The sequence below is a fragment of the Allobosea sp. 10L417 genome, assembly GCF_056395485.1.
In genome coordinates, this window is sequence record NZ_JBFTJP010000004.1 from 141,772 (window position 1) to 163,164 (window position 21,393).

Below are 21,393 nucleotides of genomic sequence, written 5' to 3' on the forward strand. Positions count from 1 at the left end.
TAGGCAGGCTCTCAGGGGCCGATATGCGCCGGCCGATGCCGATGGAAAGCTACTATTCCCGCGCCTGGTCCTCCGCGGTGCCGCATGCCGCGAGATCCTTCAAGGCACGTCTCAGCCGTGGCGCCATCCAGTCGATGAACACGCGCACTTTCAGCGGCAACAGCCCCTGGCGGGCATAGATGAGGTGTACCGGGAAAGACTGGCTCTCATAAGTCTCGAACAGGGCGACCAGGGCGCCCGACTGCACTTGCCTGGCGACCTGATATTGCGGGGCGCGGATGATGCCGACCCCATGCAGGGCGGCCGTGACGGTCGCCGCCGCCGTGTTCGCGCGCATCCGGATGTTCGGCTTGCCTTCAAGCCTCTGGCCGTCTTGCTGGTAGATCCAGCCCGGCTCGACAATCTGCCCGAAAACGACGCCGTCATGACCATCGAGTTCCTCCGGGCTTGACGGGTGGCCCTTGCGCGCCAGATAGGCCGGGCTGGCGCAGGTCACGAAGCCGAACGCGCCGACCTTCACCGCATGAAGCGAACTATCGGCGAGCTCGCCGAGCCGGATGCCGATGTCGACATGCTCGTCGACGAGGCTCACGACACGATCGACGGACAGCACGTTCAGCGCGATCTCCGGGTGCTCGCACAGGAAGTCATAGGCGAGCGGCAGCACATGATCGTGCCCGAATGCGATCGGCACCGTGATCGTCAGGACGCCTCGGGGCTTGTCATATTCACCTGAGGCGCGGAGTTCCGCATCCTCGATCTGCGCCATGATCTGCCGCGCCGCATCGACATAGTCCCGGCCTGCGTCGGTGAGCTGGATGTTGCGGCTTGTCCGGACGAGAAGGCGCGTGCCGAGATGGCGCTCGAGCTCTGCGACTTTGCGGCTGACGCTCGGCAACGGCGCGTTCAGCTTGCGGCTGCCCGCCGACAAGCTGCCGGCGTCGACCACCGCGAGCAGGATCTGCATGGCATCGAAGCGGTCCACGAGATACGACCCTGTTCTCTGACGCCGCTGCGACGGCGCATTCGCATCAATTAGGCCTCGTCCGATTGCATGGCCGACCTCAGTCTAACGTCTGGTCGCCGCGGCGGCCATGGCGGCCGCCGGCTGAGAGGAGTGCCTGAGGGAGGTTAAGTCCAGCCGCTTTTCGCCGACGAGCGTCGTGGCGCAGCCCTCCGCAGCGAACATCCAAGGCAGATGCGCGCGAAACGCGGAAACGCCGCATCATCGGCGTTGGACCGAAATCCTGAACGGCCAGCCTGGCCTCGCTGAAGGCAAGCAGGCTATGACGCAGTCCCTGGCCAGTGGCTGCGGGCTGCGGCTGCCGGCGAAGGGGCGATCCCCGGTAGGCTCCGGGGCTCATCGCGATCTTTTGGCACGCCCAGGGCATCGCCAGGAGCAAGACGAAGCCGTGGCCTCAACTAAGCCGTTGAATCTGCCAAGTTGTTTTTAAGGGTGGCCTTGGTGGAGCTGAGGGGATTCGAACCCCTGACCTCTGCAGTGCGATTGCAGCGCTCTCCCATCTGAGCTACAGCCCCAAGGCGCTGGCCTTCTAGGCCGTGCGCCGCGTGGATGTCAATCACTTCCGCCATCTGATTTGGCGCGAGCAGGGGATATTCCGCGAACCCTCTCCAGTCAGGCTAAAAGGGAAGATCGATGCGCGCCGTTCTAGACGTGGTTCTGCTCGCTCTGCAGATCTATGTGTGGCTTCTGATCGCCTCGGCGGTGCTGAGCTGGCTGATCGCCTTCAATGTCATCAACACGCGCAACCAGTTCGTCTCCACCGTCTGGGATTCGCTCTATCGCGTCACCGAACCGGCCCTGCGCCCGATCCGCAACATGCTGCCCAATCTCGGCGGCATCGATATCTCGCCGATCATTCTGCTGCTGATCATCTACTTCATTCAGAGCGTAATCGTCCGCTACATCTACCCCAACGTGTTCTGACGGCATCCGTCCTGCGCGCGGCGCGGCTCTCCGGCCGCGACGACGCATTCGACGTTGCCGTGAGCCCTATGCAGTATGGCGGCCTCTGCAATCGCCCGAGGTCGCCAGCATGGCCGCAGCCGCCCGCCCCTATCGCAGCCAGAACTGGCTTCTGACCAAGCCTGCCGCCCGCGGCAAGCACGGTATCGTCGTCTCGCAGAGCCGCGAGGCCGCCGAAGCGGGAACCGCGATCCTGGAGCAAGGCGGCAACGCCGCCGACGCCGCAGTCGCCGCCTGCTTCGCGTTGGCCGCGGTCGAGCCCTGGAACAGCGGGCTCGGCGGCATCGGCTTCGCTGTCGTGTTGAAGGCAGGCGATAGCCGGGCGCAGGTCGTCGATTTCGGGCCGGTCGCGCCGCGCCGCGCCGATCCTGCCGATTACCCGCTTACGGGCGAGATGAAGAAGGACCTCTTCACCTGGCCCGAGGTCGTCGGCGACCGCAACATCCACGGCCCCCTCTCCTTCGTCACGCCCTCCTCCGTCGCGGGCTATGCGAAGCTCAAGGAAGCCTTCGGCTCAAAGCTGCCGCTCGCGGACATCCTCGCACCGGCCATCGCGCTCGCCAAGCGCGGCCTGCCGGCCGATTGGTACACCACGCTCAAGATCGCCTCCTCGGCTTCGGTCCTGCGGCTCTATGAGGAGAGCGCGCGAATCTATCTGCCCGGCGGTCTGCCGCCCGTGCCGCCCTACCAGGGCACGCCCGGTTTCATGACCCTGGGCCGGCTGCCCGGCACGCTCGAGCGGCTGGCCGAGGCCGGCCTCGACGACTTCTACCGTGGCGACGTCGCCCGCCGTCTTGCGGCCGATATCGCAGCGGCTGGCGGCGTCGTGGACGAACAGGATCTCGCCGGCTGCGTCGCACAGCTGCGTCCCGCGCCGACGATCGACTGGCGCGGCAGCCACCTCGTCCACACCGCCGGCGGCCTCACTGCCGCTCCGACGCTGGAGCGCGTCATCGCCGGCATGACCGATGCGCCGATCGACGGCGAAGGTCCCACGGCCAGTTGGTTCGCCCAGCTTTCGCGCGTTATGCGGCAGGCCTATCGCGAACGCCTCGACGGCCTCGGCGCCGCGACCGCTGCGAAGGAGCCCGGCGACACCTGTACCACCCACCTCACCGTGGTCGATGGCGAAGGCAATCTCGTCACCGTCACCACCACCCTGCTTTCCTCGATGGGCAGCCGCGTCGTGCTGCCCTCGACCGGCGTGCTGATGAACAACGGCATGATGTGGTTCGATCCGCGGCCGGGCAGCGCCAACGCGATCGCTCCCGGCGCTCGCCCGCTCTGCAACATGTGCCCGGTCGTGGTGACGCCGCGGGATGGCGGCTGGCCGCGCCTGGCGGCCGGCTCCTCGGGCGGGCGGCGCATCCTCGCCAGCGTCTACCAGACCCTGGCTTGGCAGCTCGATTTCGGCATGGGGACCGAGGAAACGGCGCATCAGCCGCGCATCGACGTCTCCGGCCCGGATTCCGCCACTGCCGATCTGCGGCTGCCGGCCGAGGCGCTGGCCGCTCTGGAACAGGTTGGCCCGACGACGCTGGCCGAACACGCTGTCATGCCGATCAACTTCGCCTGCCCGAACTTCATCCGTGTCGACCGCGACGGCGCGGAGGGGTCGAGCGACGCCGCCTCGCCGTGGTCTGCCGCTGTCGCTGCCCGGCACTCATCGGAAGATTAGGGGGCGGGATTACTCCCGCTCCCTGCAATCAACCGCGTGGAGATTGTTTGGCGACGCGCTGCGGGGAGTCGAATGGCGGTGTTTTCGAGAACCGGAGCGGAGCGTACATCAGTACGCGAGCACCGGAAGCGCAGAAAACGCCGTCAGTCGACCGCCGCAGCAGCGTTGACGGGCAGTCTCAGACCCGCTTCAGCCCCCAGGGATAGGGCGCCGAGCCCGGCAGCATGCCGGTCAGGTTCTTGCGATAGGCCGTGCGGATCACGAACTGGCCGAGCGGGATGGTCGCGCATTCCTCCAGCGCCAGCCGGCCGAGTTCGGCAGCCACCTTCTTCTGGGCGGCCTCGTCGGGCGCGTAGAGCCATTGCTCGGCCAGGCCCTCGGCCTTGTCGCTCGTCCACCAGCCGAACCAGCCCTTCTCACCCTGGCCGCGCACCAGGTTGGACAGCGCCGGATTGCCCCAACCGACGGCCGAGCCGGTGGTGTGGAAGATGCTCCACCCGCCCTTCTCGACAGGCTCGCGGCTGTTGCGGCGCTGGATCACCGTGCCCCAGTCGCTCGCCGCCATCTCGACATTCATCCCGAGCTGCTTGAGCAGCTCGTAGGTCACTTCTCCGAGAGGGCCGATATCGGGGAAGTCGGTCGGGTTGATGATGACGACCTTCTCGCCCTTGTAGCCGGATTCCTTGAGGGCGGCCTTGGCCTTCTCGATGCTGCCCGGCATCAGGTCTTCCTGCTCGCCGGTATAGTACGGCGTGCCACGCCACCAGAGATTGCGGCAGACCTGCCACATCGAGGTGTCGTCGCCCTGGGCGGCGCGCATGTAATCCTCCTGCTTCACCGCCATGCGGACGGCGGCACGCACCTTCGGATTGTTGAAGGGGGGCTGGAGATGGTTGAGCCGGATGATGGCGCCGCGGCCGGCCTTGTCGATGACCTCGCGCTTGATGTCGGGGCTCTGGGCCAGCATCGGCTGCAGGTCGGCGAGCGGGCGCTCCCACCAGTCGACTTCGCCGGTGGTCAGCGCCGCCGCTGCCGTCGCCGGGTCGGGCAGGATGTGCCATTCGATCCGCTTGAAGTTCGCGACCTTGCCGCCGGCATTGCGGCTCGGCGGTTCGCTGCGCGGCTTGTAGCCGTCGAACTTCTCATAGACCGCGCGGCTGCCGGTGACGAATTCGCCGGCGACGAACTTGTAGGGGCCGGAGCCGGTCATCTCCGCCACCTGCTTGGTCGCGTCGGTCTGCGCCAGACGTTCCGGCATGATGAAGGGCGGATTGTCCGCTTTCGAGAGCAGGTCGAGCATCATCGGGAAGGGCCGGGTCAGCTTGATCTCGATGGTGCGCTCGTCCGGTGCGTTCCAGGCTTCGACCACCTTGGCGAGCAACTGCCCGTAGGGATCGCGCTGGCACCAGCGCTTCATGCTCTGGATGCAGTCGGCCGGCTTCACCGGCGCGCCGTCATGGAACGCGAGGCCCTCGCGCAGGCGGATGCGCCAGGTCTTGCCGTCGGCCGAGACCTCATGCCCCTCGGCCATCTGCGGCTGCGGCTTCAGGTCCTCATCGCCGCCATAGAGCGTGTCGAAGACGTAATAACCGTGGTTGTTGGTCACGGTCGCCGTCGTCCAGATCGGGTCGAGCGCTGTCAGGTTCGCCTGAGGCACGAACTTGAGAACCGCGGCGCTCTGCGCGGCAGCAGTGCGTATCAGGCTCGGGCCGGCAATGGCGAGAGCCGCCGTTCCGGTGAGAAAATCGCGACGTTTCATTGTGTTCTCCCCTTTTTTGATTGGTGATGTCTGCGCGGTCCTGCTCAGGCAAACCCCATGAAATTCGGGCTCTCGCTGATCGGCCGCGCCTTGGCGAGCCTGGCGAGATCCGGGACCGGCCGCGCCGTCAGCGCGTCGCCGGCAAGGGCCGCTTCCAGGGCGGCCGCCACCGCCAGAACCTTGGCATCGCCGCCGCGCGGCCCGACGATCTGGAGGCCGAAGGGCATGCCGTTGCGATCGAGCCCGACCGGCAGCGAGATCGCCGGATGGCCCACATTGGTGACGGCATAGGCGAGCGCGAGCCAATGAAAATAGGTCCGCGTCGGCTTGCCGTCGATCTCAGCCGGGAAGAGCTCCGTCCAGGGCCGCGGGCTCAGCGTCACCGCGGGCGAGAGGATGACGTCGTAGCGCTCGAAGAAGCGCTGCCAATGATGATAGATCACCGTCTGCTGCTTCATCGCCCTGGTCACGTCGAGGGCGGAATAGGCCAGCCCCTCCTCGACATTGGCGCGGACATTCGGCCCGACCATCTCGGGCGTGTCGCGCACCTTGTCGAGATGGCTGGCGAGGAAGTTGACCGCCCGCAGGATCTCGAAGACCTCGTCGGAGCCGTCGCAGTCCGGCGTCGCCTCCTCGGCCGCATGGAAGAGATGGCTGAAGGCGCCGGTCTTCTCCGCGAAGCTCTCGCGGATCAGGCGCTCGGTCGGCGCGAAGCCGAAATCTGGCGTCAGCGCGACCTTGAGCGAGGCGAGATCGATGGCGTCGGGCCGGGCAAAATCCTCGGGGCGCCGCACCGTCTTGCCACGGATCGTCGTCGCCAGCGGGTCGGCGCCGTTGTCGGAGACCATGGTCGAGAGCAGCAGGCACAGATCCGGCACGTTGCGTGCCATCGGCCCAAGCACGGGCAGCGGGTTCCAACCGAGGGGCCGCTTCTCGCTCGGCACCAGCCCCGGCGTCGGTCGGAACCCGACGACGCCGTTGAAGGCCGCCGGATTGCGCAGCGATCCGCCCGTGTCGGAGCCGGTCGCGATCGGCACCATCCCCGTCGCCAGTGCGACGCCCGAGCCGCCGGAGGAGCCGGCTGCGCTCTTCGAGGGATCGAAGGGGTTGCCGGTCGCGCCGTAGACGGCGTTGCGCGTATTGGCGCCCGCGCCCCATTCCGGCGTGTTGGTCTTGCCGGCGATGATCGCGCCGGCCTTGCGCACCGAGGCAACGATCAGCTGGTCCTCCTTCGGCACGAAATCACGATAGAGCGCGCTGCCATAGGTGGTGCGCAGGCCCGCGACGTTCTCCAGATCCTTGATGCCGACGGGCAGGCCGTGCAGCGCGCCGAGCTTGCCGCCGCGCGCCGTCGCCTCGTCCGCGGCGGCCGCCGCCTTGCGCGCCGCCTCGTCGTCGCGCGCCACCATCGCATTCACGGCCGGATCGACCGCATCCATGCGACGGATGCAGCTTTCGAGCAGTTCACGGGCGGACAATTTCTTGGCGCCGATGAGGGCACGCGCGTCGACGGCGCTGAGATCGCAGGGTTCGGTCAAGGCTCGGTCTCCGTTGCGCACGGGCCCTCGGAAGCGCTATGCCGCACGGGCCGGCGCCTCAGACTAGGCGACGACAGGCATATGTCCATGTGGCGGCGGCGCATGGCCGCCCCTTCCGGAAGAGAGGGCTGATGAGCGAGCCGACCGCCCGGCCCTGGCGCGAAACTGGGAAGGGCCTCGCCCTCGACGTCAGGCTGACGCCGCGCGGCGGGCGCGATGCGCTTGATGGCGTCGAGGCGCTCGCGGACGGCCGCCTCGTCCTGAAGGCCCGCGTCCGCGCCGCCCCGACGGATGGCGAAGCGAATGCCGCTCTGATCCGGCTGCTGGCTGGCGAGCTGCGGCTGCCCCGATCACAGCTTTCCATCGCAAGCGGGGCCACGGCACGGGTGAAAACCGTGGCTCTGCAAGGCGATGCCGCCGCCTTGGCCGCAGCGCTGGCCGCATGCCTCGACAGGGTCACCTAAGCGGGGCCGCCAATCCCGCGCCGCAACATCGACTTGACGAAAGCCACGGTTTCCTGTTCCAGAAGGGCCATGGACAAGCCTGCAGAGCCATTCCCGCAGCGCCTGACGGAAGGCTACCGCGCCTTTCTCGACGACCGTTTCCTTCGCGAAAAGGACCGATACGAAGAGCTCGGCGAGCACGGCCAGACGCCGAAGATCATGCTGATCGGCTGCTGCGACTCGCGCGTTTCGCCGGAAGTCATCTTCGATGCGCGTCCGGGCGAGATGTTCGTCGCCCGCAATATCGCCAATCTCGTGCCGCCTTTCCAGCCGGACGACCAGCTCCACGGCACCTCGGCGGCACTTGAATATGCCGTGCAGGCCCTCAAGGTCCGGCATATCGTCGTGCTCGGCCATGGCCGCTGCGGCGGCATCCGCGCCTTCGCCGACGACAGCCAGCAGGCTCTCTCGCCGGGCGACTTCATCGGGAAATGGATCACCCTGATCGGCCCGGCCGCCGAACGCACTGGCGGGCGCGGCCGCAACGAGAACTTCGACGACTATCTCCAGCGGCTGGAGCTCGCCTCGATCCAGCAATCGCTCGCCAATCTCCGCACCTTCCCTTGCGTCCAGATCCTGGAGAGCAAGGGCAGGCTGCACCTGCACGGCGCCTATTTCGCCGTCGCCACCGGCGTGCTGATGATCCTCGACCCGGGCACCGGCCAGTTCATCCCGGCCGTCGGCGAGATGCCCAAGCGCGTCCAGCAGATCCGTTGCTCGGAGGCGTGAGCCCCTGCGTCAGGCTCGGGCATGATCCGAGCATGACGGCAATCGGCTTCCCTCCTTCTGACGTGGGGTCCGCGCGTCGCTCCTGACGCAACAGCGCTCCCGCACTCTCCTCTCGAATCTCACCCATGCTGAACCAGTCTCGAGAAGTTGAGTCTGGTCCGAGGCGCCGCGTCTGCGGATGAGCGGCCGCGCCGCCGCCGCCCGTGACGGAGCCTTCGTCTTGCCAGGCCACATATAAAGATAGTATACCAACAATCGGTAGGCTGCCTATATCCGGCTGCCGCCCAAACAAACCGGACCGATAACGGCCCGAAAAGAAAACTGTTGGGGGGAACAAGTATGGCGAAGCGGTCTGCGGACCTCTGGTCCGGCCTTTTGCTGATTGCGGTCGGCCTGTTCGGCTCGGTCTGGGCCTATATCCACTACCCGATAGGAAGCGCGGTCCGGATGGGACCGGCCTATTTTCCGGTTATCCTCGGCGCTTTGCTGGCATCGCTCGGCCTGATCATCGCGCTCAACGCGCTGGCTGCCGGTGGGCCGCAGATTGGCCGCTTCCACTGGCGGCCGCTGGTCCTCATTCTCGCGGCCATCGCAGGCTTCGGTTACCTCGTCGGCCCATGCGGGCTGCTCGTCGCGATTGTCGTCCTTGTTTTGATCGGCGCCGCGGCCGGCCACGAATTCCGTTGGAAGGAAGTCGCATCCCTCGCCGCGGCGATGGCGATCTTCTCGGCGCTCATCTTCGTGAAAGTGCTGAGCCTGCCCTTCCCTGTCTGGCCATCATTCTGAGCGGGTTGAAGACGCCATGGATATCGTCGGCAATCTTTGGTTGGGTTTCTCTGTCGCGGCATCGCCGCTCAACTTGCTGTTTGCGCTGATCGGCGCCTTGCTCGGCCCATTGATTGGCGTCCTTCCCGGCGTCGGTCCGCTCGCCACCATCGCGATGCTGTTACCGATCACCTTCAATCTCGATCCGACCGGCGCCCTCATCATGCTCGCCGGCATCTATTACGGCGCGCAATATGGCGGCTCCACCACCGCGATCCTCGTCAATCTGCCGGGCGAAGCGACATCGGTCGTCACCTGTCTCGACGGCTATCAAATGGCCCGCCGGGGCCGCGCCGGCCCTGCGCTCGCCATCGCCGCGCTCGGCTCCTTCTTCGCCGGCTGCGTCGCCACGCTCGTCATTGCCTTCGCGGCGCGCCCCCTCGCGGAACTGGCGCTGGCCTTTGGGCCTGCGGAATATTTCTCGCTGGTCGTGCTCGGCCTGGTGACTTCGGTGGTGCTCGCCAATGGCTCGTTGCTCAAAGCCGTGGCGATGACTCTGCTCGGCCTCATGCTCGGCCTCGTCGGCACGGATGTCACGACCGGCACGCTGCGCTTCACGTTCGGCATACCGGAATTGTCGGATGGCATCGGCTTCGTGATCGTGGCCATGGGCATTTTCGGCGTCGCCGAGATCATTCTGAATCTCGAGCAAAGGGAGGAGCGAGAGATCTTCGTCAACAAGGTCAGCCATCTCTATCCGACCAAGGACGATCTGAGGCGCTCCTGGAAGCCGGTTCTCCGCGGAACGGCGCTCGGCTCCGCGCTCGGGATCCTGCCCGGCGGCGGCGCGCTGCTTGCGTCCTTTGCCGCCTACACGCTCGAAAAGAAGATCTCGAAACATCCCGAGCAATTCGGCAAGGGTGCTATCGAGGGCGTCGCGGCGCCGGAATCGGCCAACAATGCCGGCGCGCAGACCTCATTCATTCCAATGCTCACACTCGGCATTCCCGGCAATGCGGTGATGGCGATGATGATCGGTGCGATGATGATCCAGGGCATCGCGCCAGGCCCGCAGGTGATGACGCAGAAGCCGGAGCTCTTCTGGGGCCTCATCGCTTCGATGTGGATCGGAAACCTGATGCTGGTCGTCCTCAACCTGCCGCTCATCGGCATGTGGATCAGACTTCTGAGCGTTCCCTACCGCCTGCTGTTCCCGGCGATCCTGGTGTTCATCGGCATCGGGGTGTTCAGCCTGTCGAACAGCGCATTCGACTGCCTGTTGCTGGCGCTCTTCGGTCTGCTGGGCTACGCCTGCGTCAAGCTGGCGTTCGAACCGGCGCCGCTCATCCTTGGTTTCATTCTCGGACCGATCATGGAGGAATATCTGCGGCGCGCGATGCTGCTCTCGCGCGGCGACCCGATGACGTTCCTCTATAGCCCGCTGAGCGCGTTCTTCCTGGCGATGTCGATCTTGCTCATGATCCTGGTGGTGCTGCCCGCGATCAAAAGCAAGCGCGAGGAAACATTCGTTGAATGACATCCCTGAATGCTGCGCGCAGCCGAGCATGGCCGCGGCGCGCAGCATTCAGACATGTCCCTCGGGCATTTGGCTCACTGATCCCGCAGGCGGCGAGTACCGATTGGCGAGCGACGGCCGGCTCCAGGAACTGATCGCACTCGGGCCCAAATCCGGCTCGTCCTCGATCATTATGCCGCCCCGTAGCCAGACCCCACGCACAATTCCATTCCGCCAGCCACATCGGAACGGAAGTGACGATTGCGATGAACAGACCGCCGCACCAGAGATCCCGTTGACCTCGGATGCGACGGCCATCGGCTTTCGCCAGCCGATTGCAGTTCACTGCGCCTTGATGTTGGCCGCCTTGATCAATGATTGCCACTGCGCGAAATCGGCGCGCATGATCCTGCCCATCTCGTCCGCGCTAGTCGGCGCCGGATCGAGCCCGGCGGCGGCGAACCGCCCGCGCACATCGGGAGCCTGCAGCGCCTTCGTGATCTCGCCGTTGAGTTTTGCGACCAGATCCGGTGGCGTGGCCGCCGCCGCCAGGACGCCGATCCAGGAATTGACGCTGAACCCCGGCACGCCCGCTTCCGACACCGTCGGAATATCAGGCATGGAGGGCGAGCGTTTCGGGTCTGTCATTGCGAGCGCGCGCACCATCCCGGAGCGAACGAGCGGCAGCACCGCGCCGGTGTCGACGATGCCGACCATCACCTCGCCGGACGCGACCGCGACCGAAGCGGGCGAGCCGCCCTTATAGGGGATCGCGAGCATATCGAGGCCGGCCTCGCGCTTGAGCAATTCGCCCGCAAGATGCGGCAGGCTTCCCGGTCCCGGAATGCTGTAGGTGACGTAGCCCGGCCGCTCCTTCGCATATGCGATGAGATCCTTGACCGAATTGACCGTCATCTTCGCATTCACGGCCAGCACCAGCGGACTGATCGCCGCCATGGAGATCGGCGTCAGATCCTTCAGCGGATCGTAGCGCAGTTGCTCGAAATGCGGATTGACGGTTAGCGCGCCGGTAGAAATCACGGCAAAGGTGTAGCCGTCCGCCGGCATACGGATCATCGCTTCGATGCCGATCGCGCCGTTGGCTCCCGGACGATTGTCGACGATCACCGGCTGGCCGAGATTTTCTTGCAGCTTCTGACCGAGGGTGCGGGCTATCAGATCCGAGCTGCCGCCCGGCGCATAGGGCACGATGATGTGCAACGGCTTGCTGGGGAAAGATTGGCCAAACCCCGTCGTGGTCGCACCCGCCATGAGCCCGGCGCCAAGCCATCGAGAAACCGCCCGTCGTGTAAGCATTCATCCCTCCCGTTTCATTGATCCAGACGCTGCTGGCCGGTTCGTTGGCCCAGGCATGGCCGGGCTTTTTGATTGTATGCCGATCATTGGCATGCCATCAATATCGAAAGCTCGCATTGCAGCTGGGGAAACCATGAAAGTCATCGTTTGGACGTCGCAGGCCGCGTCCGATCTTGCGCAAGGCCTGCAAGCGCTCGGCGCCGAAGTCGCGCGGGTCGATGACCAGGCCGGCTTCGCCGCCGCGCTGCCGGGTGCCCGCGCGCTCGTCACGATGAGCCAGCTGCGCGACGCGCAGACGGCGCGGGCGCTGCATGATCTGGGGGCGGATATTCGCTGGGTTCAGCTTCTGCTCTCGGGCTACGACGCGGCGCGCGTGCACGGAATTCCCGCCTCCGCCCGGCTGACGACAGTCGGCGATGCCTATGCCAGCGCGGTTGCGGAGCATGCGATGGCGCTCATGCTTGGCCTCGCGCGTCGGCTCGATCTGTCGTTCGCTCGCCAAGCCGCCTGCGCCTGGGCGCCGGACTACGCCGACCGCATGCAGGCGCTCGACGGCGCGGTCCTCACCGTCGTCGGGCTCGGGGCAATCGGACGGGAGGTCGCGCGCCGGGCGCGCGCCTTTGGCATGCGCATCATCGGCGTCAAGCGCCAGGCGACGCCCGACCCGCTAGCCGACGAGATCTATGGCACCAACGAACTCGACGGCGCACTCGCCCGCGCCGACATCATCGTCCTCGCCGCGCCCCTCACCTCCGAAACGCGGCACATGATCGGCGCGAGACAATTGGCGATCTGCAAGCCGACGGCGCTGCTGGTGAATGTCGGGCGCGGCGCGCTCGTCGACTCTGCGGCGCTGCGCTACGCGTTGCACAACAACGAACTTGGCGGTGCCGGGCTCGACGTCACCCATCCCGAGCCGCCGGCGGAAGACGACCCGCTCTGGGACTGCCCGAATTTGATCCTGACACCGCATATGGGCGGGCGCGGACATGCGCCGTCGCTGGCGCGGGCGGTCGAGCTGGTGATCGAGAACGCCGGCCGCTTCATCGCCGCCAGGCCGCTGCTGAACGAGATCGACGATCCGGCGATCTATGGCCCGTGAATCCGTCCGCCGGCCGGCTGCTCCGGCGTTTCCGCGGCAAGCGCGGCAATGGACGCAGGCGGCTCGAAGCCGACAAGCCGGCGCATGATGTGGAAGAATTGGCGCCGCTCTTCATCCGACAGCGGCGCCAGGATATCCGTCTGGGATCGCCGCACAGCGTCCTGAAGCACCAGCACAAGCCGCTTTCCGGGCGTCGACAGGCTCAGCACGCGCGCTCGCGCATCGACGCGCGAGCGATCGCGGCGCACCAGATTGCGCCGCTCCAACCCGACGAGAATGCGCCCGACTGTGACGCGATCGAGCGCGATGAGATCCGCCAGCGTCGCCTGGTCGATCTTCGGATGCAGGTAAAGCACCGTCAGAACCAGATGCTGCGGCGCCGTCACCTTGTAGGCCGCCAGCTTGGCCTCGATGTCGGCGACAGTAATCTGATGCGCGCGCCGGATGAGAAAGCCAGGCTTGTCCCTCAGGTCGGCAATATCCGCAATTTCATCAAGCATGGCCCGCGCTTTGCGAAATCGGTGAACACCGCATCAGTATGCCTTTCAGCTCCCGCCGACAACGATGTCCGGCTCGATCCCATCCGCAGAGAAGCGGCTTGACAGTTAGGTAGCATACTCATCATAGTAATAAGCATGCTACCTATTGTCTCATACCGCGGAGACTTGTGACGATGGACGCCGCCGCTTTCAGATGCGCGATGCGCAATGTCGCTGGCACGGTTGCGGTCATCGCCGTAGGCAAGGAAAAGGGTCAACGGACCGGATTGACCGCGACGTCGATCTGTTCGCTATCCGACGATCCGCCCGCCCTGCTTGTCTGCGTCAATCGAAACGCCAGCGCTCACTCCCGCATTCGCGCCGATCGTTGCTTCAGCGTGAACGTGCTGGCGGAAGATCAGCAGATGCTGGCCAACCGCTTCGCCGGCCGCGAACAGATCGCCGGCGAAGCGCGCTTTGCAAGCGACCAATGGACCACGCTCCAAACCGGAGCGCCCGTTCTGCTCGATGCGATCGCGGTGTTCGATTGCGAGCTCTCAAGCGAATACCAGACGCCGACTCACTCGATTTTCGTGGGGCTCGTCCGCGACGCCCGCGGGCAGATCGCCGAGGCGCCGCTGGTTTATCTGCGCGGAGCCTATGCCGCGGTCCGGCCATCTCCGACATGCCGTTGAAAGGAGCCGCGTGATGCGATCTCGCGACACGATGACGCTCGGCCTGTTCTTCAACCACACCGGCCATCACGTCGCGTCCTGGCGCCATCCCGACGCGCAAGCCGATGCGGGCGTCAACATTCGCCACTATCTCGACATGGCGAGAACGGCCGAGCAGTCGAAATTCGACTTCCTGTTCTTCGCGGATCAGGTAGCCGTGCGCGAGGCGCATCCGGACGCGCTCAGCCGGTCGGCGCAGTATACCGCGCATTTCGAGCCTCTGACGCTCTTGTCGGCGCTGTCGGTTGTGACCGACCGGATCGGACTCGTGGCGACAGCCTCGACGAGCTACAACGAGCCCTATCATCTGGCGCGCAAATTCGCGTCGCTCGACCATCTCAGCGGCGGCCGCGCCGGCTGGAACGTCGTTACCTCAACCGCGCATGCCGAGGCCCGAAATTTCGGGCGCGACCAGCATTATGGCCACGCCGAGCGTTATGACCGGGCGCATGAATTCCTCGATGTCGTCCGCGGGCTCTGGGACAGCTGGGATGATGACGCCTTCCTGCGCGACAAGCAGAGCGGCGCTTATTTCGATCCGGCAAAGCTGCATGCGCTCGACCACAAGGGCAAGCACTTCAGCGTTCGCGGGCCGCTGAATGTTCCGCGACCGATTCAGGGCCATCCGGTCATCGTTCAGGCCGGATCCTCCGAAGATGGCCGTGAGTTCGCCGCCGCGACGGCCGAGATCGTCTTTACGGCCGAAATGGACCTCGCCAGCGCGCAGCAATATTACCGCGACGTGAAAGGCCGCATGGCGCGTTACGGCCGCCGCCCCGAACATCTGCACGTGCTCACGGGCATCAACCCGATCGTCGGCCGAACCGAGGCCGAAGCGAACGAGAAGCACGCGCACATGCAGTCGCTCATCCATCCGGTCGTCGGACGCGAAATCCTGTCGACCATGCTCGGCGGCGCGGATCTTTCATCCTGTTCGCTCGATGGTCCGCTGCCTGATCTGCCGCCGACGGACGCCAGCAAGAGCGGCCTCTATCAGAATATCGTCAAGCTGGCGCAGCGCGAAAAGCTGACGATCCGCCAGCTCTATCTCAGACTTGCGGGAGCGCGCGGAAAGCTGACGATCAAGGGATCGGTCGAGCATGTCGTCGACAAGATGGAAGAGTGGTTCCGGCAAGGCGGCAGCGACGGATTCATCGTTCAACCCTCGTATTTGCCCGGCGGCCTCGACGAATTCGCCACGCTGGCTCTGCCGGAGTTGCAGCGGCGTGGCCTGTTCCACCGCGATTATGACGGCGAAACCTTGCGCGACGGGCTGGGCCTGCCGCGCCCTGAAAGCCGCTACACGCTAACGCCTCGGACCCCTTGATCGTCATCTTCACCCACCCGCGGCCACTATCGGGAATCGCGCGCCAATGAGCATGATCGACAGATTCTCCGACCCAACCCCGCGCGCCGAAATGGAGCGCCGGTGGAGGGCCGTTCGCGAGGGCATGCGTGAGCGACAGCTCGACGCCCTGATCGTCCAAGGTGCCAACAACCTCGCCGCCGGCGGTGGCTATTTTCGCTGGTTCACCGGCCTTGGCGCATTGCCGAACCCGGCGCAGACGCTGATCGTACCGGCCGACGGCCTCATGACTCTCGTCTCCCATGGAGCCGCCGGGCGCGTCGTCGATCTCGATGATCGCGATGAGACGTTGCCCGGCGTCGGCCGCCGCGTGTTCACCGCGAATTTTCCCATGGTTCGATATGCCGGCCAACAGGACGCGGAAGCAGTCGCCGCCGAGATTGCGCACTCTGGCTTTCAAGCGGTCGGGCTTGTCGGCGCGAACGCCATGTATCACGGCTTCGCGTCCGGGCTTCAGAGACGCGCCGGCAATATCAGCTGGTCCGACGCCAGCGACCTTGTCGACGATGCGCGCGCCGTCAAAAGCGACGTCGAGCTCGACTTCATTCGTCGCGCGGCCGCGATGCAGGACGACATCTTCGCGCGCATCGGCGCGTTCATCCAGCCCGGCATGCGCGATTTCGAAGTGATGGCCTGCGCCTATTATCTCGGCCAGACGATGGGCAGTCAGACCGGCTATTTTCTCGGCTCCTCGGCCGCTGCGGGCGCACCGACGCCAATGCTCATCCGCCCGTTCCATGGCCGCACGCTGCGCGAGGGCGATACGTTGCTGCTGCAGGCGGAGAATAGCGGGCCAGGCGGATATTTCGTCCATATCGCGCGGCATTTCACGCTCGGCAAGGCGCCGGCCGAGTTGGCCGACGGATTCGCCCGCATGGCCGAGGCGCAGGATTTCACCGTGTCGCTTCTCTCGGCCGGCGCACGGTGCGACGAAATCCTCGCAGCCTACAACGACTATATGGTCCGTCGCGGCTTTCCGCCGGAGCGCCGCGTCCATTGCCATGGCCAGGGTTGCGACGCCGTGGAACGACCGCTGGCGCATGCCGAGGAGACGATGGCGATCGCGCCCGGCATGAATATCGGCATCCATCCGAGCCTCTCGACCGACCGGCTGTTCGTGACCGTCTGCGACAATTTCCTGACCCGGTCCGACGGCATCGCCGAGCGGCTGCACAAGACGCCTCGCGCGATCGTCGAATTGAACTGAGGCGCCCGGGCTATCGAGGATCGAAGCATGTCGTCCGACATTGTCGCCGTTGAAGAGCATTTTTGGACGCCGAGACTGCGCGATCTGCGGCGCGGCCATGACGTGATGAGCAGCGCCGCACTCGACGCGGCGCTCACCGATCTTGGAGCCGGCCGCATCGCCGCGATGGACGCCGCCGGCATCGGCGTGCAGATTTTATCCGAAGTGGAGCCTGGAGCGCAGAATTTCGAGGCTGTGGACTCCGTCCGGCTTGCGCGGTTGTCGAACGATCTTCTGGCCGCAGCGGTGGAGCGCCACCCCGACCGCTTCTGCGGCCTTGCCATGTTGCCGACGCCGGATCCGAAGGAGGCGGCCAGGGAGCTTGAACGACGCGTTTCCGCAAACGGTTTCCGCGGCGCCATGATCCATGGGCTGACCCGCGGCGAGTTCATCGACGCGCGCAAATATTGGGGCATTTTCGAGCGCGCGGAAGGATTGGGCGTTCCGATCTATATCCATCCCGCGACGCCCGCCGCTCCGGTGATAGATGCCTATTACAAGGATTATCCGGTCCTGATCCGCGGCGCGCTCGGCTTCACGGTCGAGGCGGCGACGATAGCGATGCGGCTGGTGCTCAGCGGTGTGCTGGATGCATTCCCGAAACTGCAGATCGTGCTTGGCCATCTCGGCGAGGGCCTGCCCTTCATGATGGAGCGTTGCGACGCGATCATCGCCCGGCATGTCACGATGAAGCGGCGGTTCCGCGAGTATTTTCGCGGCCATTTCCATCTGTCGACGAGCGGCAATTTCTCCCACCCCGCCCTCGCCTGCGCTCTGGCGGAAATCGGCGCCGAGCGCGTGCTGTTCGCCGTCGATTATCCGTTCTGGTCGAACACCGAGGCACGCGCTTTCATCGATTCCGCTGCGATCAGCGACCTGGATCGCGACAGCATCATGTGGGCGAATGCGCGGGCCCTGTTCGCGCTCTGATCCAACGCGCACAGCGTCGGATAGAGCATCGACGTCGCTATTTCGGGCAAGCCGTCAGGCGCGCGTTGGCGCGAGGCGTTCTCCACGAACCTATGGGCAGACGGCGGCGCGACGCGATTGCCCGACAGCAGCGGCAAGAAGTTCGTAGTTGCGCAAGCGGAGCCCCGGATCGTCCAGAAAATCCTGGATCATGAACTCGTCGATTCCGGTCCGCTCCGCCATGCGCGACAGCGTTGCCATCACGCGCTCCGGCGTGCCGATGACATAGGCGGGCCATTCGGCGGTCTCTGCGGGGATCATTCCGCCCATGATGGCGATCGCTTCGTCGAGATCGGGCAGATGCGGCACCATGACCCGTTCCGGAGACCGCCGAAGCTTGAACACCGCGCGCACCGGCATGGCAAGCCGCTCCGCCTCCTCCTGTGTCTCGCCGACGATGACGCGCACGGCGATGAAGGCCTGCGGGGTGTCGATGCCGGCGGCGTAACGGGAGGGCGTAAAATTCCTCGCATAGGCGGCCGCCGCATGCGGAGCCTGTTCGGGCTTATGAAAGGCGCTGCAGGCGAGGCCGAGGCCCAGGGCCGCGGCCCTCTCGGCGCTTTCCTCGCTGACAGCGAGGATCCACGGCAATGGTCCGGGAGGCTCGTCCGGCATGATCCGGATGCCGCGAAAGGGTGAAGCGGCGGGCAGATCATTGCCGAGCCAGCCGATCAGTTCCTCGACATGCGCTGCATGGTCGTCCGGAAGCGAAGCATCCCGCAGTCGCTGCAGGGCGTGGTCGGCCAGCGGACCTGCCGTGGCGCGGCCGATCCCGACATCGATGCGGCCGGGAAACAGAGCGCTCAAGGTGCGCATCGCCTCGGCGACCTTGTAGGGGCTGTAATGGTTCAGAAGCACGCCGCCGACCCCGATCCTGATCCGCGAGGTCGCGCCGGCCAGCGCCGCGGCGAAGACCTCCGGTGCGGGGTTGGCCTCGAAGGCGACGTCGTGATGCTCGACGACCCAATAGCGGGTGAAGCCGAGCTGCTCGGTTGCCCGCGCCATGGCGATCGCTGTCCGCAGAGCATCGCCGGAAGTGCCGCCTTTCGGCAGCACGATGGGATCGAGAATCGAAAGGCGCATGATTCCGGTACCGGGCATAGGCGGCGCCGGCCGAGCCGGCCGGCGCCGCGCTGGCTTACTTCAGGGTGAAGGCGGAGGGCGCGACAAGGCTCGTCTTGATGTCGATCGCCTTGGCCTTGGGCAGCATGCCCGCCTGGATCATGAAGTCCTGATCTTCGGACAGATTGGCGATGTCGGCCTCGGTCATCGCGGGCGTGAAATCGTAGAGAGGCATCTGCGCGCGGGCATCCTCTATGGAGATCTTCTGCTCCTTCGCCGCGATCGCCAGCGCCTCCTCCGGGTTCTTGGCCATGAAGTCGAGAGCTTTGCGATGGGCCTCGAAATAGGCGGCGAGCAGATCGGGATGCTGTTCGGCAAAAGCCGTGCGGGCCCCGATCACCGTCGTCGGCTTGATCAGTCCTTCGCCACTGGTCAGCGCCTTGCCGCCAGCCTTCTCGACCAGGGTGACGTTGGCGCCGGCAAGCGTCGCGACGTCGACCTGGCCCGCGAGCAGGGCCGCCCGCGCCGCCGGCAGGTCCATATTGATGTATTCGACGTCGTTCAGCGTCAGCTTCTGCGAGGCGAGCGCCGCGACCAGCAGCTGGTTCAGCACCGTGCCCTTCGGCCCGGCGATCTTCTTGCCCTTGAGATCGGCGATCTTCGCTGGGCCATCCGCACGGGTCATCAGGAAATAGGCCTTGGGCGAGCGGGCATAGGCCGCCACGACCTTGAGGTCGACACCATTGGCGCGCGCGAGGATCGCCGAGGTGCCGCCGAGCACGCTGGCGATATCGATTTCGCCGGCAGCGAGGGCCTGCGTCTGCTGGGCGCCCGAGGTGATCTCGGGATTCTCCACCTTGATGCCGAACTTGGCGAAGGCCTCGTCGAGATAGCCCTTCTCGCGCATCACGATGGACGGCACGTTGAAGGGCGCGGTCACATAGGTGACGCGGACCGTCTTCGGTTTGTCCGCGGCCACCGCGGGGCCGATCAGCAATGCGAGCGCAAGGCCCAGGGCAGCGAGACGTTTCATCGGGAGGGCTCCTTGTCGAGGGCGGGATGCATTGCGGATGCGGAGTTCCGCCCTGGTGCGGTGAGATTGGCGAGGATGCGCCGGCGGTGATCGTTCACGGCGGTCGCCGTCGGATCGCGCGGGAACGGCAGATCGATCGGTTCATGGCCGACGACACGGCCCCGCTCGAGCTCGAGCACATGCTGACCGAGCAGGACGGCTTCCTCGACATCATGGGTGACGAAGACGATGGTCGGCCGCTTCTTCTGCCAGATCGCGATCAGTTCGTTCTGCATGGCGCGGCGGGTGAAGGCGTCGAGCGCTGCGAAGGGCTCGTCGAGCAGCAGCAGATCCGGTTCCGTCACCAGGGCTCTGGCGATCGCGACGCGTTGCGCCATGCCGCCCGATAGCTGGCTGGGCATGGCGTCGGCGAAGGCGGACAGCCCGACGGTTTCGAGAGCGGCGCGGCTGCGTTCCTCGGCGACCGAGGCGGGCAAGCGTCGGCGCAGGCCGAAGGCGACATTGCTGAGCGCGTCGAGCCAGGGCATCAACCGTGCCTCCTGAAAGACGACACCCGTTCGCACGGGGCCGGCCTGGCGCATCAGCTCACCGCTGGTCGGCAGCTCGAGGCCGGCGAGAAGGCGCAGCAAGGTGGTCTTCCCGCAGCCGCTGCGGCCGACCACGGTCGTGATCGAGCCCCGCGGGAAGGCCAGATCGACGTCGGCGAGGGCGACGACCTCCGTCTCGCCCAACCGATAGGTCTTGCCGAGATGGCGCGCCTCAAGCACGCGCCATCTCCAGATCGCCGGACAGCCAGCTTGCCTTGCGGCTGATGAGGTATCGAAGCAGGTGATCGCTGATGAGACCGAGCACTCCGATCACCAGGATGCCGGCCAGGACGATGTCGGTGCGCGCGAGGTTCTCCGCGTCGACGATCATGTAGCCGAGGCCGGCGGAGGAGGCGATGAGCTCGGCGCCGACCAAGGCCCGCCAGCTATAGCCGAGGCCGATGCGCAGGCCGACCACGATCGACGGCAAGGCAGAGGGGAGGACGATCCGCAGCATGATCTCGGCGCGGCTGAAACCGTAGACCGTTCCGACATCGATGAGCTTGCGGTCGACGGCGGCGATGCCGCCGCGAACACCCAGGAAGATCGGGAAGAAGCAGGACAGAACGATGATCCCGATCTTCTGCGTCTCGCCGATGCCGAGCCACAGGATCAGCAGCGGCATCATTGCCAGCGGCGGGATCTGGCGAAGGAACTCCAGCAGCGGCTCGACCATGCGGCGTAGCGCTCCGCTGAGACTGAACAGCAGCGCGACGGGAACGGCCAGGCCGATCGCGACCAGATAACCCGCGCCGACACGCTTCAGACTGACCAGCATATGCTTGGCGAGGACACCCGAGCCGGACAGCTCGATCAGCGTTTCCAGCACGGTCCGCGGCGACGGCAGCAGGAAGGGCGTAACCCAGCCGGAGGTGCTCGCCACATGCCACGCCGCCAGCGTCGCGACAAAAACCGCCAGCGTTGAAAGTCGTGGCATTCAAGGTGACCAAAAATCGAAAGCGCTTGCCCTGTAGTCCTCTGAGCAGGAATAGCAAGCGAAAGTCTCTTGAATAGAATTATTCT

20 protein-coding genes and 1 tRNA gene are annotated in these 21,393 nt (G+C 65.7%); 11 read left to right on the top strand and 10 right to left on the bottom strand.

The window, feature by feature from the left end:
- Positions 1-52: 52 nt before the first annotated feature.
- Entirely contained in the window at positions 53-985 is a 933-nt protein-coding gene (locus tag AC1DE3_RS13010; RefSeq protein WP_476779487.1) for a LysR family transcriptional regulator, read from the bottom strand.
- Positions 986-1,463: 478 nt separating this feature from the next.
- Positions 1,464-1,539 (bottom strand) — tRNA-Ala (locus AC1DE3_RS13015).
- A gap of 118 nt (positions 1,540-1,657) precedes the next feature.
- On the opposite strand from AC1DE3_RS13015, the gene AC1DE3_RS13020 reads away from it, so the two are divergent.
- Both AC1DE3_RS13020 and AC1DE3_RS13025 read left to right on the top strand, forming a co-directional pair.
- Positions 1,658-1,948, top strand: a complete 291-nt coding sequence (locus AC1DE3_RS13020) for a YggT family protein (protein WP_441511741.1) — start codon at positions 1,658-1,660, stop codon at positions 1,946-1,948.
- A gap of 109 nt (positions 1,949-2,057) precedes the next feature.
- Positions 2,058-3,665, top strand: coding sequence for a gamma-glutamyltransferase (locus AC1DE3_RS13025; protein WP_476779488.1), 1,608 nt, complete (start codon positions 2,058-2,060; stop codon positions 3,663-3,665).
- Positions 3,666-3,843: 178 nt separating this feature from the next.
- Here AC1DE3_RS13025 and AC1DE3_RS13030 read toward each other — a convergent pair whose 3' ends face one another.
- Together AC1DE3_RS13030 and AC1DE3_RS13035 are read right to left on the bottom strand one after the other, a co-directional pair.
- Complete coding sequence (locus tag AC1DE3_RS13030; protein WP_476779489.1) at positions 3,844-5,424, bottom strand: ABC transporter substrate-binding protein; 1,581 nt, start codon at positions 5,422-5,424, stop codon at positions 3,844-3,846.
- 44 nt (positions 5,425-5,468) lie between these two features.
- Positions 5,469-6,962: an amidase gene (locus AC1DE3_RS13035; RefSeq protein ID WP_476779490.1), complete on the bottom strand. Its 1,494-nt coding sequence runs from the start codon at positions 6,960-6,962 to the stop codon at positions 5,469-5,471.
- 131 nt (positions 6,963-7,093) lie between these two features.
- On the opposite strand from AC1DE3_RS13035, the gene AC1DE3_RS13040 reads away from it, so the two are divergent.
- The 4 genes from AC1DE3_RS13040 (at position 7,094) to AC1DE3_RS13055 (ending at position 10,496) form a co-directional block, all read left to right on the top strand.
- Positions 7,094-7,426, top strand: coding sequence for a DUF167 family protein (locus tag AC1DE3_RS13040; protein ID WP_476779491.1), 333 nt, complete (start codon positions 7,094-7,096; stop codon positions 7,424-7,426).
- Positions 7,427-7,495: 69 nt separating this feature from the next.
- Positions 7,496-8,194, top strand: coding sequence for a carbonic anhydrase (locus AC1DE3_RS13045; RefSeq protein ID WP_441511736.1), 699 nt, complete (start codon positions 7,496-7,498; stop codon positions 8,192-8,194).
- Between the two features lie 339 nt (positions 8,195-8,533).
- Positions 8,534-8,980, top strand: a complete 447-nt coding sequence (locus AC1DE3_RS13050) for a tripartite tricarboxylate transporter TctB family protein (RefSeq protein ID WP_476779492.1) — start codon at positions 8,534-8,536, stop codon at positions 8,978-8,980.
- A 16-nt stretch (positions 8,981-8,996) separates the two neighbouring features.
- Positions 8,997-10,496 (top strand): tripartite tricarboxylate transporter permease, encoded by a 1,500-nt coding sequence (locus AC1DE3_RS13055; protein ID WP_476852432.1) that lies wholly within the window; start codon positions 8,997-8,999, stop codon positions 10,494-10,496.
- A 321-nt stretch (positions 10,497-10,817) separates the two neighbouring features.
- On the opposite strand, the gene AC1DE3_RS13060 is transcribed toward AC1DE3_RS13055, so the two are convergent.
- Positions 10,818-11,792 (bottom strand): Bug family tripartite tricarboxylate transporter substrate binding protein, encoded by a 975-nt coding sequence (locus AC1DE3_RS13060; protein WP_441511733.1) that lies wholly within the window; start codon positions 11,790-11,792, stop codon positions 10,818-10,820.
- Between the two features lie 133 nt (positions 11,793-11,925).
- Between AC1DE3_RS13060 and AC1DE3_RS13065 the strand changes: the two genes are divergently transcribed.
- On the top strand, positions 11,926-12,894 hold the full coding sequence (locus tag AC1DE3_RS13065; protein WP_476779494.1) for a D-2-hydroxyacid dehydrogenase: 969 nt from the start codon (positions 11,926-11,928) through the stop codon (positions 12,892-12,894).
- On the opposite strand, the gene AC1DE3_RS13070 is transcribed toward AC1DE3_RS13065, so the two are convergent.
- Positions 12,882-13,394, bottom strand: a complete 513-nt coding sequence (locus AC1DE3_RS13070; RefSeq protein WP_476779495.1) for a MarR family winged helix-turn-helix transcriptional regulator — start codon at positions 13,392-13,394, stop codon at positions 12,882-12,884. The two genes, AC1DE3_RS13065 and AC1DE3_RS13070, sit on opposite strands and share 13 nt — an antisense overlap.
- Positions 13,395-13,567: 173 nt before the next feature.
- Between AC1DE3_RS13070 and AC1DE3_RS13075 the strand changes: the two genes are divergently transcribed.
- The 4 genes from AC1DE3_RS13075 (at position 13,568) to AC1DE3_RS13090 (ending at position 17,649) form a co-directional block, all read left to right on the top strand.
- A complete protein-coding gene (locus AC1DE3_RS13075) occupies positions 13,568-14,068 on the top strand; it encodes a flavin reductase family protein (protein ID WP_476779496.1) in 501 nt (166 codons plus the stop codon).
- 13 nt (positions 14,069-14,081) lie between these two features.
- Positions 14,082-15,434 (top strand): LLM class flavin-dependent oxidoreductase, encoded by a 1,353-nt coding sequence (locus tag AC1DE3_RS13080; protein WP_476779497.1) that lies wholly within the window; start codon positions 14,082-14,084, stop codon positions 15,432-15,434.
- 91 nt (positions 15,435-15,525) lie between these two features.
- Entirely contained in the window at positions 15,526-16,680 is a 1,155-nt protein-coding gene (locus AC1DE3_RS13085) for a M24 family metallopeptidase (protein ID WP_476779668.1), read from the top strand.
- 27 nt (positions 16,681-16,707) lie between these two features.
- Entirely contained in the window at positions 16,708-17,649 is a 942-nt protein-coding gene (locus AC1DE3_RS13090) for an amidohydrolase family protein (protein ID WP_476852433.1), read from the top strand.
- A 90-nt stretch (positions 17,650-17,739) separates the two neighbouring features.
- Here the strand turns inward: AC1DE3_RS13090 and AC1DE3_RS13095 are convergent, their stop codons facing one another.
- Genes AC1DE3_RS13095 through AC1DE3_RS13110 form a run of 4 tightly spaced genes read right to left on the bottom strand, consistent with a single transcriptional unit; the run spans position 17,740 to position 21,307 of the window.
- A complete protein-coding gene (locus tag AC1DE3_RS13095; protein ID WP_476779499.1) occupies positions 17,740-18,771 on the bottom strand; it encodes an MsnO8 family LLM class oxidoreductase in 1,032 nt (343 codons plus the stop codon).
- Positions 18,772-18,826: 55 nt separating this feature from the next.
- On the bottom strand, positions 18,827-19,783 hold the full coding sequence (locus tag AC1DE3_RS13100; RefSeq protein WP_476779500.1) for an ABC transporter substrate-binding protein: 957 nt from the start codon (positions 19,781-19,783) through the stop codon (positions 18,827-18,829).
- Complete coding sequence (locus AC1DE3_RS13105; protein WP_476779501.1) at positions 19,780-20,550, bottom strand: ABC transporter ATP-binding protein; 771 nt, start codon at positions 20,548-20,550, stop codon at positions 19,780-19,782. The genes AC1DE3_RS13100 and AC1DE3_RS13105 overlap by 4 nt, the downstream gene beginning before the upstream one ends.
- Positions 20,543-21,307 (bottom strand): ABC transporter permease, encoded by a 765-nt coding sequence (locus AC1DE3_RS13110; protein ID WP_476779502.1) that lies wholly within the window; start codon positions 21,305-21,307, stop codon positions 20,543-20,545. Before AC1DE3_RS13110 ends, AC1DE3_RS13105 begins: the two co-directional genes overlap by 8 nt.
- Between the last annotated feature and the right edge of the window lie 86 nt (positions 21,308-21,393).

Coding starts and splice junctions, on each gene's coding strand:
- AC1DE3_RS13070 (WP_476779495.1), bottom strand. CDS start 13,394: ATGCTTGATGAAATTGCGGATATTGCCGACCTGAGGGACAAGCCTGGC.
- AC1DE3_RS13110 (WP_476779502.1), bottom strand. CDS start 21,307: ATGCCACGACTTTCAACGCTGGCGGTTTTTGTCGCGACGCTGGCGGCG.
- AC1DE3_RS13030 (WP_476779489.1), bottom strand. CDS start 5,424: ATGAAACGTCGCGATTTTCTCACCGGAACGGCGGCTCTCGCCATTGCC.
- AC1DE3_RS13060 (WP_441511733.1), bottom strand. CDS start 11,792: ATGCTTACACGACGGGCGGTTTCTCGATGGCTTGGCGCCGGGCTCATG.
- AC1DE3_RS13040 (WP_476779491.1), top strand. CDS start 7,094: ATGAGCGAGCCGACCGCCCGGCCCTGGCGCGAAACTGGGAAGGGCCTC.
- AC1DE3_RS13050 (WP_476779492.1), top strand. CDS start 8,534: ATGGCGAAGCGGTCTGCGGACCTCTGGTCCGGCCTTTTGCTGATTGCG.
- AC1DE3_RS13065 (WP_476779494.1), top strand. CDS start 11,926: ATGAAAGTCATCGTTTGGACGTCGCAGGCCGCGTCCGATCTTGCGCAA.
- AC1DE3_RS13075 (WP_476779496.1), top strand. CDS start 13,568: ATGGACGCCGCCGCTTTCAGATGCGCGATGCGCAATGTCGCTGGCACG.
- AC1DE3_RS13090 (WP_476852433.1), top strand. CDS start 16,708: ATGTCGTCCGACATTGTCGCCGTTGAAGAGCATTTTTGGACGCCGAGA.
- AC1DE3_RS13080 (WP_476779497.1), top strand. CDS start 14,082: ATGCGATCTCGCGACACGATGACGCTCGGCCTGTTCTTCAACCACACC.
- AC1DE3_RS13025 (WP_476779488.1), top strand. CDS start 2,058: ATGGCCGCAGCCGCCCGCCCCTATCGCAGCCAGAACTGGCTTCTGACC.
- AC1DE3_RS13095 (WP_476779499.1), bottom strand. CDS start 18,771: ATGCGCCTTTCGATTCTCGATCCCATCGTGCTGCCGAAAGGCGGCACT.
- AC1DE3_RS13020 (WP_441511741.1), top strand. CDS start 1,658: ATGCGCGCCGTTCTAGACGTGGTTCTGCTCGCTCTGCAGATCTATGTG.
- AC1DE3_RS13085 (WP_476779668.1), top strand. CDS start 15,526: ATGGAGCGCCGGTGGAGGGCCGTTCGCGAGGGCATGCGTGAGCGACAG.
- AC1DE3_RS13100 (WP_476779500.1), bottom strand. CDS start 19,783: ATGAAACGTCTCGCTGCCCTGGGCCTTGCGCTCGCATTGCTGATCGGC.
- AC1DE3_RS13045 (WP_441511736.1), top strand. CDS start 7,496: ATGGACAAGCCTGCAGAGCCATTCCCGCAGCGCCTGACGGAAGGCTAC.
- AC1DE3_RS13055 (WP_476852432.1), top strand. CDS start 8,997: ATGGATATCGTCGGCAATCTTTGGTTGGGTTTCTCTGTCGCGGCATCG.